10 protein-coding genes are annotated in these 13,592 nt (G+C 70.2%); 3 read left to right on the forward strand and 7 right to left on the reverse strand.

Features of this window, described 5'->3' with window-relative positions; genetic code table 11:
- Positions 1-2 precede the first annotated feature (2 nt).
- The gene (locus tag FHR82_RS30485) at positions 3-1,538 is read left to right on the forward strand and encodes an alpha-amylase family glycosyl hydrolase (RefSeq protein ID WP_184813994.1); all 1,536 of its coding nucleotides are present in this window, start codon (positions 3-5) and stop codon (positions 1,536-1,538) included.
- On the opposite strand, the gene FHR82_RS30490 is transcribed toward FHR82_RS30485, so the two are convergent.
- On the reverse strand, positions 1,517-2,299 hold the full coding sequence (locus FHR82_RS30490; protein ID WP_184813995.1) for an AraC family transcriptional regulator: 783 nt from the start codon (positions 2,297-2,299) through the stop codon (positions 1,517-1,519). The two genes, FHR82_RS30485 and FHR82_RS30490, sit on opposite strands and share 22 nt — an antisense overlap.
- Positions 2,300-2,388: 89 nt before the next feature.
- Here FHR82_RS30490 and FHR82_RS30495 point away from each other — a divergent pair, with 89 nt between their 5' ends.
- Positions 2,389-3,192: an NAD(P)H-binding protein gene (locus FHR82_RS30495; protein WP_184813996.1), complete on the forward strand. Its 804-nt coding sequence runs from the start codon at positions 2,389-2,391 to the stop codon at positions 3,190-3,192.
- Here FHR82_RS30495 and FHR82_RS30500 read toward each other — a convergent pair.
- The 5 genes from FHR82_RS30500 to FHR82_RS30520 are packed head-to-tail and all read right to left on the reverse strand — an operon-like array spanning position 3,159 to position 8,964.
- Positions 3,159-3,653, reverse strand: a complete 495-nt coding sequence (locus tag FHR82_RS30500) for a hypothetical protein (RefSeq protein ID WP_184813997.1) — start codon at positions 3,651-3,653, stop codon at positions 3,159-3,161. The two genes, FHR82_RS30495 and FHR82_RS30500, sit on opposite strands and share 34 nt — an antisense overlap.
- A gap of 28 nt (positions 3,654-3,681) precedes the next feature.
- On the reverse strand, positions 3,682-5,451 hold the full coding sequence (locus FHR82_RS30505; RefSeq protein ID WP_184813998.1) for an ABC transporter ATP-binding protein: 1,770 nt from the start codon (positions 5,449-5,451) through the stop codon (positions 3,682-3,684).
- Between the two features lie 2 nt (positions 5,452-5,453).
- Positions 5,454-6,326: an ABC transporter permease gene (locus FHR82_RS30510; protein ID WP_184814167.1), complete on the reverse strand. Its 873-nt coding sequence runs from the start codon at positions 6,324-6,326 to the stop codon at positions 5,454-5,456.
- On the reverse strand, positions 6,326-7,315 hold the full coding sequence (locus FHR82_RS30515; protein WP_184813999.1) for an ABC transporter permease: 990 nt from the start codon (positions 7,313-7,315) through the stop codon (positions 6,326-6,328). The genes FHR82_RS30510 and FHR82_RS30515 overlap by 1 nt, the downstream gene beginning before the upstream one ends.
- The gene (locus FHR82_RS30520; protein WP_184814000.1) at positions 7,312-8,964 is read right to left on the reverse strand and encodes an ABC transporter substrate-binding protein; all 1,653 of its coding nucleotides are present in this window, start codon (positions 8,962-8,964) and stop codon (positions 7,312-7,314) included. The genes FHR82_RS30515 and FHR82_RS30520 overlap by 4 nt, the downstream gene beginning before the upstream one ends.
- A 199-nt stretch (positions 8,965-9,163) precedes the next feature.
- On the opposite strand from FHR82_RS30520, the gene FHR82_RS30525 reads away from it, so the two are divergent.
- Positions 9,164-11,518: a beta-galactosidase gene (locus FHR82_RS30525; RefSeq protein ID WP_221464431.1), complete on the forward strand. Its 2,355-nt coding sequence runs from the start codon at positions 9,164-9,166 to the stop codon at positions 11,516-11,518.
- On the opposite strand, the gene FHR82_RS30530 is transcribed toward FHR82_RS30525, so the two are convergent.
- Positions 11,499-13,505 carry a hypothetical protein gene (locus tag FHR82_RS30530; RefSeq protein WP_184814001.1) on the reverse strand — a complete coding sequence of 669 codons (2,007 nt, stop codon included), beginning with the start codon at positions 13,503-13,505 and terminating at the stop codon, positions 11,499-11,501. The genes FHR82_RS30525 and FHR82_RS30530 overlap by 20 nt on opposite strands.
- Between the last annotated feature and the right edge of the window lie 87 nt (positions 13,506-13,592).

A 13,592-nucleotide genomic window follows, 5' to 3' on the forward strand; every position in this document is an offset into this window, starting at 1 on the left:
TCATGGCCGTACCGGCTTGGTTGCCCGATGCCGTGCTGTACCAGATCTACCCGCAGAGCTACGCCGACAGCAACGGCGACGGCATCGGTGACCTGAACGGCATCGAGTCCAAACTGGACTATCTGGCCTGGCTGGGAGTGAACACGGTCTGGCTCAACCCGTGCTTCGCCTCCCCGATGCGTGACGCGGGCTACGACGTGGCCGACTACTACGCGATCGACCCGCGCTACGGCAGCCGCGACGACCTGGCGAAGCTCGTGGACTCCGCGGGCCGCAAGGGAATCCGGGTGCTGCTGGACCTGGTGGCCGGGCACACGTCCGATCAGCACGAGTGGTTCGTCCGGTCGGCGGACGACCCGTCGGACGACCGCTATGTCTGGGCGGACCGGCAGGCGCCGGGCTTCCAGCCGTCGCCGGGCCGGCGCGAGGGGTTCTACCTGCCGAACTTCTTCCCGGTGCAGCCGGCCCTGAACTTCGGGTACGGGCGGATGGACCCGGCAGAGCCGTGGCGGCAGCCGGTCGACGCCCCGGGACCGAGGGAGAACCGCCAGGCCCTGCGCGACATCATGGACTACTGGCTGCGGACCGGGGTCGCGGGATTCCGGGTGGACATGGCGTCGTCGCTGGTCAAGGACGACCCCGGCAAGAAGGAAACGGCCGCGCTGTGGCGGGAGCTGCGCGACTGGCTCGACCACACGCACCCGGAGGCCGCGCTGTTCAGTGAGTGGGCGCAGCCGCAGGTATCGGTGCCGTCGGGGTTCCACGCGGACTTCTTCCTGCACTTCGGCACCAGCCAGGCGTACCGGTCGCTGTTCCACAACGGCGCCGTCCACGACCACTCGTACCGGACGAGGCCGTGCTTCTTCGACGCGTCGGGCGAAGGCAGCGTGTACGACTTCCTCGCCGAGTGGGCGACGGCGACGAGTGTGATCGGCGACGACGGGTACGTCGTCCTGCCGTCGGCGAACCACGACTTCCCGCGCCTGGTCGCGGGCGCGCGCACCGCGGACCACGCCCGTGCGGCGATGGTGTTCATCCTGACGTGGCCCACGCTGCCCGCGATCTACTACGGCGACGAGATCGGCATGCAGTACCAGCCAGGGCTGCCGGACCTGGAGGGCAGCGTCCTCGGCGGTATGCGGGCCGGCTACAACCGGGCTGGCTCGCGCACGCCGATGCAGTGGGAGAAGGCGGACCCCGAGGTGACGTACCTGCCGCCGCACCCGTCGCCGACCCGCCCGAACGTGGCCGACGCGCAGCAGGACCCGGAGTCGCTGCTGAACCTGGTGCGCGAGCTGATCGCGCTGCGGAAGTCGGATCCCGCGTTCGGCCCGTCCGGCGCCGTGGAGATCATCAACCCGGGCTACCCGTTCGTCTACCGCCGCGGCGGCAAGTTCACGGTCGCGGTCAACCCGGCGTTCGAGGCGGCCGTGACCGACATCCCGGTGCCGGGCACCCAGGTGCTCGGCCGCGACACCACGCTGGACGACGGCCGGCTGCGGATGGCGGGCTTCAGCTACGCGGTGTTCGCCGACTGACAGGTCTTGCGGCACGTGGTCGGGCTGATGCCGTGGTGCCGTTTGAACGCGCTGCTGAAGCCGAACGCGTCCGCGTAACCGACCTGGCGGGCCACCGCGGCGACCGTCGCGGTGGTCTCCGCCAGGAGGTCGGCGGCCAGGGTCATGCGCCAGTCGGTGAGGTAGGTCAGCGGCGGCGTGCCGACGAGCCTCGTGAACCGGGTGGCGAGGGTCGTGCGGGACACCCCGGCCTCGCGGGCCAGGGTGACGAGCGTCCACGGCCGGTCCGGTGACTCGTGCATCGCGCGCAGCGCCGGGCCGACCGTGTCGTCGCCCAGCGCGTGGAACCAGTCGGGGGCGTCGCTCCGGTCGAACCACTCGCGCAGGGTGCAGACCACGAGCCAGTCGACGAGCCGGTCCATCACGACCTGGGCGCCGTGGTCCTGCGTGTCGAGGAAGGTCCGCAGCGATGCGCACTCGTCGACGGGGTCGGGCACGACGATCACCGGTGGCAGCACGCTGAGCAGCCTCCTGGCGGCCGAGCCGTAGGTGCCGGTGACCACGACCGCGGGCACGTCGCCCTCGGCGGTGGCCTCGCCGCGGACGATGGCGGTGTCACCGACGCGCACGGTCGTCCCGCCGATCCGCCCTTCGCCCCGCAGTGGTGTGAACAGCGTCAGCCCGTCGGCGAACCGCAGCGCCCAGGGCGGGGTCAGTTCGATGCGCTCGAGGCCCACACCGGTCGCGCGGACTCCACGCAGCAGGTCGTCGAACGGGTCCATGGCTCCCAAGATAGCCGTGAACGATCGGACATGGCCCCGGTACGGCCGCCCATGGTCGCGGCCGTCGGGGCGGCGGTTGACTGCTGTGCATGACGACAGTGGTTCTCGGTGGCACGGGCAAGACGGGACGACGGCTGGTACAGGCGCTGCGGGGCACCCCGGTGCGGCCGGTGTCCCGGTCGACGGAGGTGCGGTTCGACTGGTCCGATCAGGACACGTGGCCCGGCGCGCTGGCGGGCGCGACGGCGGTGTACGTGGTGGCGCCCGCCGACCCGGCCGCGGCCGGGCCGTTCGTGAAGCAGGCGACGGCGGCCGGGGTCGGGCGGTTCGTCGTGTTGTCGGCGCGCGGGATCGATCAGGTGCCGGACGCGTTCCACGGGATGGCCGCGGCGGAACAGGCCGTGCGGGAGTCCGGTGTGGAGTGGACGATCCTGCGACCGAACAACTTCAACCAGAACTTCGACGAGGACCTGTGGCACGCCCCGCTGATGGCGGGCAGGCTCGCGCTGCCGATGGGTGCGGTGCCGGAACCGTTCGTCGACGTGCGGGACGTCGCCGACGTGGCCGCGGCAGCGCTGACGACCGACGGGCACCACGGCCAGGTGTACGACCTGTCCGGCCCGCGTGGGCTGACCTTCGCCGATGCGGTCGCGACCATCGCGGCGGCGGCCGGGCTGCAGATCCGGTACGAGGAGCTCACACCCGCGCAGTACCGGGCGGAGTTGCTGGCCGAGGGCGTACCCGAGGAGTTCACGGACGAGCTGGACGCGATGTTCGCCGCCATGCGGGCGGGTCGCCTGGCGCCCCCCGCTGACGGGGTACGGCGAGTGCTCGGCCGGGAGCCGATCGCCTTCGCGGACTACGCCGCTGCCGCGTGGCCTGCCCGCTTGTGACGCCGGACCATCCGTGCCAGCAACACCGCCGTCACCAGGCAGAACACCAGCAGGAACCCGCCGATGACGATCCCCGGGACCGGGTTGTAGTCGTCGGTGTAGGCGGTGGGGCGCTCGGGGTCGTCGTGCAGGCGCACGTTGTCGATCCCGCTCGGCATGGGGTCGCCCCTGCGGACCGTCTCGGCGTCGCGCAGCACGACACCGCTCCGGGTGATCGCGCCGTCCTCGCTGACGAACTCGCCGATCCACCAGCAGCTTACGTCGCCACACTCGCGGTCGGTGGGGGTGAGGGTGCCGACCGGCCCGTCGGCCAGGGCATCGCCGCCGTCGACTCCATCGGCGATCACGGCGATGCCACCGAACACGCCGAGCGTGACGATGAACATGATCAGGGTCCAGATGACCACCCTGCCGCCCTTGGACAGCGGTTTCGATGGTTTCGGTGGCTTCGGCGTGGTCATGGTGTGCAGCCTGCCATGTGCCGCGACGTCACCGCGGCGGGTTCGGCAGGGCGTCCAGCAGGAGTTTCGTGTACGGGGCCTGCGCGTTGCGGATCACCTCGATGGTCGGGCCGTCCTCGACCACCGTGCCCTTGTTCAGCACCAGCACCTCGTCGGCCAGCAGCCTGGCCGACAGCAGGTCGTGGGTGATGTACAGCATCGCCAGGTCGCGGTGGTGCACCAGGCGGTCCAGCAGCTCGACGATCTCCGCGCGGATCGACACGTCCAGCATGGAGATCGGTTCGTCGGCGATCAGGATCGACGGTTCCGGGGCCAGGGCCCGCGCCACCACCACGCGTTGTCGTTGTCCGCCGGACAGTTGGTGCGGGTAGCGGTCCAGGAAGGCCGGTGCCAGCCCCACCGTGTCCACCAGGGATTCGAGTCGTGCCCGTGCGTCCTTTTCGGACAGACCAAGGTGGTTGCGCAGCGGGCGGACCAGTGTCTGCCGCACCGTGCGGACCGGGTTCAGTGCCGCGAACGGGTCCTGGAACACCAGTTGCACGTCCTTGCGGTACCGCCGCATCGCCCGCCCCCGCAGGCGGTGCACCGGCACGTCGCCGAACATGACGGTGCCGGTGTCCGGGCGTTCGATGCCGGTGAGCAACTTGGCGATCGTCGACTTGCCGCTGCCGCTCTGGCCCACCAGCGCGGTGACCCGGCCGCGCCGCAGCGCGAACGACACGTCGTCCACCGCGGTCACCGACGTCCGGCGCCGCGTGTACGTCTTGTGCACACCCGTCACCTCGAGCACCGGCGGGGCCTCGGCCACCGCACGTACCGAGCGCACGAACGTCGAGTCCGCGAAATCGGCCTTCGTCGACGGCGCCACGTGGCACGCCACCAGGCCGTCGCCCACCGGCGCCAATGGCGGCTTCTCCGTGGCGCACTTCGGCAGCGCCACCGGGCAGCGGTCCACGAACAGGCACCCGTCCTGGAACCGCGACAGATCCGGTGGGCGGCCCGGGATGTAGGTGACGTCAACGGTTTCCGCGCGTGGGTCGGCGTAGCTGCCCAGCAGCCCGCGCGAGTACGGGTGCAGCATCTCACCCGCGGGCCTCGACTCCACGACGGAACCGGCGTACATCACCATGACCCGGTCCGCGATCTCCATGACCGTGCCAAGGTCGTGGCTGATCAGCAACACCGCGAACCCCTGCTCGCGCTGCAGCGTCCTGACACTGTCCATGATGGACTTCTGCACCACCACGTCCAGCCCGGTCGTCGGCTCGTCGAGCACCACCAGCTTCGGGCGGAGCGCCAGCGCGAGGGCCAGCGCCACCCGCTGCTTCATCCCGCCGGACAGCTCGTGCGGGTGGAACCGCATGTACGACGGGTCGATCAGCACCATCTCGAGCAGCTCGGCGGTGCGCCGCCGGATCTCCCCGGACGTCATGTCGGTGTGCGTGCGGAACATGTCGCGGAACTGCGCCTCGACCGTCAGCACCGGGTTGAGCGAGTTCATCGACGACTGGAACACAGTGGACAGTGCACGCCACCGCAGCGGCCGCAGCGCGTTCTCGTCCAGCGCCGTGATGTCCGTGCCGTCGAACCGGATCGTGCCGCCCGTGATGCGCGCCGGCCGGTCGAGCAGCCGGAGCAGCGCGGTGCCCAGTGTGGACTTCCCGCAGCCCGACTCGCCGAGCAGGCCGACGCACTCCCCTTCCGCCATGGAGAAGCTGACGTTCCGCACCGCGTGCGTCGGCGGGGAGTTCTTCGTCGCGTACGCGACCGACAGGTCCGCGACCTCCAGCAGGGACACGTTCACTCCTCCCGCAGCGCCGGGTTGCTCAGCGCGTCCACGCCGAAGTTGATCAGGGTCATGGCGGTCACGAGCATCGTCAGCGCGAGACCCGGCGCGATGAGCCACGGCCACTGGCCGGTCAGCAGCGCACCGCCGTTGTCGGCCCAGTACAGCATCGTGCCCCAGCTGATCGTGGTCGGGTCGCCGAGCCCGAGGAACTCCAGCCCCGCCTCGGCGCCGATCGCGGCGGTCGCCGCGCCCATGAAACCGACCACCACGAGCGAGGTCATGTTCGGCATGATCTCGCGGAACACGATCCGCATCGGGCCGTCGCCCGCGAGCTTCGCCGCGGTCACGTAGTCCCTGGTGCGCAACGTGATGATCTGTGCGCGCTTGATCTTCGCGCCGTAGGCCCAGCCGGTCACGCTGATCACGAAGATGATCAGCCACACGCCGCGCACCGGCGCGTAGGCGGCCAGCGTGATCATCAGCGGCAGCACCGGGATCACGAGCGCGAGGTTCGTCAGGCCGGACAGGAACTCGTCGACCCAGCCCCGCAGGTAGCCCGCGGTCATGCCGATCAACAGCGCGATGATCGTCGAGAACACCCCGGCCACCAGACCGACCAGCAGTGACGTGCGCGCGCCGTGGATCAGCTGCGAGAACACGTCCTGGCCCTGCTGCGTGGTGCCGAGCCAGTGGTCGCCGCTCGCCGGGAGCGCCGCCGCGAAGTCCGTCGACTCCGGGTCGTACGGCGCGAGCACCGGTGCGAAGACCGCGGTCAGCACGAACACGGACAGCAACACGACACCGACGCGGGACTTCTTGTTCGCCCACAGAATGCGCAACCACTGCGGCACCCGCGACGGCTTGGTGAGCAGTTCCACTGTCATCACGCCGCCTCCTTCCGCACGCGCGGGTCCAGCACACCGAGCAGGAAGTCCGCCAGGAGGTTCGCCAGCAGCACACCGATCGTGATGAACAGGAACAGCGCCTGCATCAACGGGTAGTCCCGCGCGCCCACCGCCTCCATCAGCAGCCTGCCCAGCCCCGGGTAGTCGAAGATCGTCTCGACGAGCACGGTGCCGCCGAGGATGCCGCCCAGCGCGAGCGCGAACCCGGTGACGTTCGGCAGGATCGCGACCCGCGCGCCGTACGCGAGCGCGACCCGCCGCACCGAAAGTCCCTTCGCCCGCGCGAGCCGCGTGTAGTCCTCGCCGAGCGACTGCACCATGTTGTTGCGCATCCCGATGATCCAGCCCGCGGGTGCGGTGACCAGAATGGACAGTGCGGGCAGGATGCCGTGGTAGATCGCGTCTCCGGCGAACGCCCACGACCACGACGGCGTCACGTCCACCGCGTGGCCACCCGAGTCCGGGAACCACCCCGCGAGGAACGCCAGCAGGTACAGCAACAGCAGCGCGATCCAGAAGAACGGCAGCGAGCCGACGAACTGCGACCCGAGCGTCACGAACGAGTCGAACCGCGAGTTGCGCCGCCACGCCGCGAACGCGCCCAGCACCGTGCCGATGAGGAACCCGAGGACCTGGGTGACTCCGACCAGCACCAGCGTCCACGGCAGCGCCTCGGAGATCATGTGCGTGACGGGGTACGGGAAGTACGTGTAGCTGATCCCGAAGTCACCGCGCACGAGACTGCCGAGGTAGTCCCAGTACTGCGACAACAACGAGGTGTCCGGCACGCCGAGCATCAGCCGCACCGCGCGGATCTGGTCCGGGTCGACCGGCCCCTGCCCGGTGAGCTGCCCGACGATCGCCTCCGCCGGGTCCCCCGGCTGGAGCCGGGGGATGACGAAGTTGAGGGTCACCGCCGCCCACAGGGTGATGACGAAGAACGCGGTGCGGCGGAGGAAGTACCTCATGACCCCGCTGGCTGGAGCCGGGTCACGATCAGCAGCACGTCGGTCGAGGTCGCGTACGGGTCCTCGGCGCTCGGCCACCCGGTGACGCGCTTGGTCCGGTACTGGAACCACTTCGCGCCGTACCACAGCGGGATGTTCGGCACCTCGTCCATCATCACCTGCTGCAGCCCGCGCACGGCGTCCTTCTGCGCCTGCTCGTCACCGGCCGACGCGAGCGTGTTCAGCAGCTGGTCGGTCGTGTCGTCGCGCCAGCGCGAGAAGTTCGACACCGCGGGCTTGCCGATCTCGGCCGACTGCCCGGACGCGAGCGGGTCGGCGAAGTCCTTGTGGATGTTGCAGTCCCCGCCGTACACGCCGAACAGCAGGTCGTAGTTGCCGACCGCGCGGTCGGCCTCGTACGTGGCCTGCTGCGGGGTGGCCACGTCGACCTGGATGCCGAGCTCGCGGAAGTCGTCCTTGACGATCTGCGCGGCCTGGATCCAGTCGTTCCAGCCGGTCGGCACCTTGAACTCGAACGAGAGCGGCTTGCCGTCCTTGCCGAGCCTGCGGTTCTCACCGTCCACCTCGTACCCGGCGTCGTCGAGGGCCTTCCTGGCCTTGTCGACGTCGTAGGCGATCCTGCCGCCGTCCGGGAAGTCATTGTCGAGCCACTCCTCCTGGTTGGGCAGGATCAGCCCGGTCTGGCTCGCGGTCTCCACGTACCCGAACTGCGCCTTGTCCGCGATGCCCTGCCGGTCGAACGCCGACGTCAGCGCCCTGCGGAACTCGACGTCGTCGAACGGCGCCTTCGTGAGGTTGGGGTACAGGCTGATCACGCCACCCGGCGCGAACCAGTACTTGTTGTGCTCGGGGTCCTTCGCGACGTAGACCTTCTCGATGTCCGGCACGAACATGGAGTTCATGTCGTACTCGCCGCGCTCCAGCCGCAGCTGGTCGACCTGGCCCTCCGGCGAGTGCGTGAACCGCAGCTCCTTGACCTTGACCTTGTCGGCCTGCCAGTAGCCGGGGTCGCGCTCGAGCACCATCTGCCTGGCGTTGAACGTCTTCACGCGGTACGGGCCGGTGCCGATCGCGTCGTTGTTGGTGAACCGGACCGGGTCGCCCGCGGACTCCCAGATGTGCTTGGGCACGATCTCGACCTTGGCGATCTTGGAGAACAGCAGCGCGGCCGGGGAGTTGAACTCCATGGTGACCGTGCTGCCCTGGCCGGTGACCGACTTCAGGATCGGGCCGACGCCCATCAGGTCCAGCGCCGGGTTCGCCTTGATCATCTCGTAGGTGAACACGACGTCGTCGGCGGTGAACGGCCTGCCGTCGTGCCACCGCACGCCATCGCGCAGCGTGAAGGTCAGCTTCTGCGTGCCCTCCCACTGGTAGGCGGTGGCGAGCCACGGCGTCTCCGCGCAGTTGAAGCCGTCCACCTGGTACAGCGTCTCGAACGTGAACCCGACGACCGCCTTGTTCGGCGAGAACGGGTTGAAGTTCCGCTGCGGGGACGCGCCCGGCGCGTAGTCACCCATGTTGATGAACGGGACCAGGCCGTCCGCGGTCAGTCCCTCCGCCTCGGTCGGACCGGCCGAACAAGAGACCGTTCCCATGCCCACCGCGGCGGCCATCGCCACCACAAGAAGACGCCAGCGACGTGCCACCTTGCACCTCCCGCGCAGAACCTGACCGGCGTGTGTGCGGACACCCCCGACCGGTGTCCGCGCGTGCCTTGTCCGTAGCGGCCCCGACCAGTACGGTTGCCGATGTAAGCGCATCCTGTATGCGCTTCCATTCGCCGGAGGTTAGCCCTCTATCAGCGCCTACCGCAATAGGCGGGCCGAGCGATCGGGAGCCGAGAGCGTGGTCGACACCGTGCACTACCAGGGCAAGCGAATCCTCGTGGACGAGCAGGAGGTCCTCCTGCTGTCCGGGGAGGTGCACTACTTCCGGCTCGCCAGAGCGGACTGGCAGGACCGGCTCGACAAGGCGAAGGCCGCGGGGCTGAACACGATCGCCACCTACATCCCCTGGCTGTGGCACGAGCTGCCGGACGGCACGGTCGACGTCACCGGCCGGACCCGGCCCGAACGCGACCTCGGCGCCTTCCTGGACCTGTGCCACGGATGCGGTTTCCACGTGATCGCGCGGCCCGGCCCGTTCGTGATGGCGGAGATGAAGAACGAGGGCCTGCCCTACCGCCTCTACCGCGACCACCCGGAGATCGTGCCCACGGGGTGGGATGGCAGGCCGGCGCCGACGAGGACGGTCGACTACCTCGCGCCCGCGTTCCTCGCCGCCGCACGCGAGTGGTACCGGGCGGTCATGCCGGTGATCGCGGAACGGTTGCGCGGCAACGGCGGCCCGGTGATCGCGGTGCAGCTCGACAACGAGGTGGGCATGCTCGCGTGGGTCACCAACTCCCCCGACCTGACCGACCACCTGCTCTCCGACTTCCGCGGCTGGCTCACGAAACAGGGCCGGGAGTACCCGTTCATCATGGACTTCCGCTCCCCGGACGAGGAGCACGCGGCGGGGCTGATGCGTGACCTCGGCGAGTTCATGCGCGACCGGTTCGCCAGGTACTTCCAGGAGCTGCGCACCTACGCCGAGGAGTCCGGCGTCACCGGCGTGCCGTTCGTGGTGAACATCCACGGCACCGACGGCGGCAAGGCCGAGACGTTCCCGATCGGCATCAGCCAGCTGATGGACAGCTACTCGGGCGTGCCGGGCATGCTCTCCGGCACGGACCTCTACCTCGGCGAGCTGACCGTCACCAACGCCGCCGACCTGTACCTGGTCAACGCGTTCTGCGACGCCGTGCACGACGGCGACCAGCCACTCACGTCGATGGAGTTCGAGGCGGGCACCGGCGACTACGGTTCGGACCTGTCCCGCCAGTACGACCCGTCCGCGGTCGACCTCAAGACGCGGATGTGCCTGGCGCAGGGCAACAAGCTGCTCAACTACTACCTGTTCACCGGCGGGGTGAACCCACCGCTGGACGAACCCGTCGGCGACGGCAACGACCGGATCGCGTTCACCGGTGAGCGGCACGGGTTCGCCGCGCCGGTGGGCCCGGAGGGGCAGCTCAACCCGGTGTACGGGCCGACGAAACGGGTGCTGCGGGCGGCACGCGCGGTCGCGCCCGTGCTGGCGGGCATGTGGGAGGAGCACGACGAGGTCGCGATCGGCTTCGTGCCCGACCACTACCTGACCGAGTACCACTACCCGGGCAGCGCATCCGTCCGCTCGGTGCTGGACGACGTGGTCGGCACCCGTGGCGCCGGGCCGCGCGGGATCCTCGCGCGGGCCATGCTGCTCGGCGGGTTCCGCTTCGGCGCGGTGAACGTCCAGAAGGGACTCGACCCGGCCGCCACCCCCGTGCTCGCGATGGCCGGCACGACCCACCTGCCCGCCGAGGTACAGCAGACGCTGGCCGAGTACCTCACCTCGGGCGGCAGGCTCCTGCTCGCAGGCCGGGTGCCGTCGCGCGACATGGCAGGGGCACCGTGCACGGTGCTGCGTGACGCGCTCGGCCTGCGTCCACTCGGCACGGTCGAGGGCACGCACGCCTTCTTCGCCTCGGTCACCGCGCACGGGTGGGCGTCGCCCCGGCCGGAGACCCGGGTCGGCTGGGCGGAGCTGTACGAGCCCGCCGCGGGCGACACCGTGCTGCGTGAGCTGTCGACGGGCCACGGCTGCGGGTTCGACGTGCCCATGGGGGCGGGCCGCGCGGTCGTGCTGTCCACCGACTACGAGTGCGACCTCGGCCTGTGGCGGACGGCGTTCTCCGCGCTGGGCGCGGAGCCCGGGCTGCGGCACAACGCGGCGGTGCCCGGCGTCATCCTGCTGACCACCGCGGACGACCAGGGCGCCAGGATCCTGCACGCGCTCAACGTGTCCGGGTACGACCAGCGGTTCACGGTCACCGAGGCCGGGCTGCCGCTGTTCGGCGGCGAGCCGCTGCAACTGCCCGGGCGCCGGGCGCTGATGCTGCCGCTCGGCGTGACGGCCGGCGGCCTGCGCATCGCGTACGCGACGGCCGAGATCATCGCCGCCGAGAACGGGACGGTGACCTTCCGCGCCCCGTCCGGTGACGCGGTGGTCGCCGTCGACGGCGACGTGACGTGCCCCGGCGCGGAGACGGTGGCCCGCAACGGGGTCACCGTGCTCCGCAGCCGGGGCACGGTCGAGTTCACCGTCCGGCGGAACTGAACCAGAAGGAGTACAGGTCCCCACCCGCCAGGTGGAACCGGAGCCGGACCTGGCGGTCGCCGAGGGAGGCGAGCGACGCGCCGCCGCGCCACGTGACCTTCGCCGCGAGCTGGTCACCGCTGACCACCACCGCGTCCGCCTCGGTGAAGCCCGGGATCGGCGCGCCGGTGGCCGCGTCCAGCACCTCGACGGCGAGCGAGCCACGCACGTCGGCGTTGACGTACAACGTGTCCGCGTTGCGGTCCAACGGTTTCGTGGTGACGGTGCCCGGGTCGCCGAGCCCGGGCAGCGCGCCGTTGGACAGCGAGACGAACCCGTCGCGGCGCCACACGGCCCGGCCGATCGACGCGTGCTGGACCTCCCGTGACGGGCCACCCGCGATGGCGCCGCCGTGCCAGGTGTTGAACCCGCCGTACAGCAACGCGGCCTGCTCGCCGGTGACGTCGAAGTGGTTGCCGGTGTAGATGGCACCATCGTTCCACGCGCCCGGTGTGCCGGGTTCGATCAGCGCGCCACGCGTGGACCGGTCCCAGTGCAGCAGGTCGCGGGACGCGACGAGCGACGGGATGACCGGCCCGTCGGCGGCGGTCCGGTACTGGCCCTTCGCGAAGTCGGTCAGCAGGAACATCCAGGGGATGCCGAGGTACTGGTTCTCGTACCGGGTGACCGGCATGCCGTAGACCTGGCCCTCGACCCCGCCGTAGGTCGCGGCCCAGCCGTCGTCGGCGACGTCACCGCTGACCGCGAGCACGCGCGGTGTCCACGTGAGACCGTCGGCGCTGACGGACACGAACGCGGACCGGTCGTAGGTGCCCGGGGTGCGCGCGGTGAACAGCCGGTCCTTGAAGGTGGCGACGAACTTCTTCGTGCGGTCGTCGAAGGAGACGTTGACGACGTCACCGCCCGGCAGCAGCGCGCCGCCACCGGCCGCGGGTGTCCACCGTTTGCCGTCCGGTGAGAAGTAGCCCACGTACACGGGTGGGGAGCTGCCCGGCTTGAACGCGAGCATCAGGTACCTGCGGTCGGCGGGGCCGTCCGGGTCGTAGGCGACGGACGAGCCGCCCGCGAACACGATGTTGTTGGCCGTCGAGCCCTGGAACTCGACCAGTCCGACGTTCGGTTTGGTCCAGTGGACGAAGTCGGTGCTCTCGGCGAGACACGTGTGGTAGTTGGGCGCGACATCGTTGTAGCAGGTGTAGAACAGCTGGTATTGCTGCGGCCCTTTCCGTACCAGTGCCGAGTAGTAGACGGTCTTCTCCCACGGCCTGTCGGCGACGATCAGCGGCCGCTCGTCCTTGACCCCCGGATGCGTCACGCGGTCCACATCGGACAGCTCGGCGATGCGGTAGCTGTCGACGAACAGCTCCCGGCCGTCCGCCACCACCGGGTCGTACGGCGCGGGTGCCGCGGTGAGCCGCGCCTCGTCCCAGTAGGACACTCCGGCGGCGGCCAGGGTGCCGTAGACGAGCATCGTCACCTGGACCGTGCCCGCCGGCGCGACCGCCGACACCCGCGCGTCCTGCCAGCCGGTCGAGAACGCGGGGGCGGTCTGCACCGCGAGCAGGCGTGGCGCGTCCCGTTCGATGCCCCAGAACTCCAGGTACAGCGACGCGGGCGTGCCGCTGCGGCCCTTGACCTTCGCGGTCGCCGTGTACTCGACACCGGCGAGCGCGGGGACCTTCTCGCTGCGGACGTAGACGTTCGTCCCCGCCTTGTCGTCGATCTCCAGTGATGTCAGCCCCGAGGTCCGGTACGCCGACAGGTTGACCACGTTCGCGCCGGACTCGTCGCCCTCGACCGACCAGCCGTGCGGGTGCCCGGCCTGGTCGGCGACGTCGAAGTCGCCGTTCCAGACGACGCTGCCGCGCAGCACGTCCTGCGGGTTCGGCGCCGGGTCAGCGGCCGCGCCGCCAGTCAGGCCAAGCGCCGTCACCAGCAGGATCACGCACGCGGGCACGCCTCTGCGCCGGGTGCTCCTTCTGTCCACCTCTGCCTCCTTCGCCCCCACCCTCCTTCAAGGAGGTAATTGGAACCCCGTTCCATGTCAATGGCGGAGAGGCACTTGAAACGAGAT

Source organism: Actinophytocola algeriensis (assembly GCF_014203735.1).
In the GTDB taxonomy this organism is placed as follows: domain Bacteria; phylum Actinomycetota; class Actinomycetes; order Mycobacteriales; family Pseudonocardiaceae; genus Actinophytocola; species Actinophytocola algeriensis.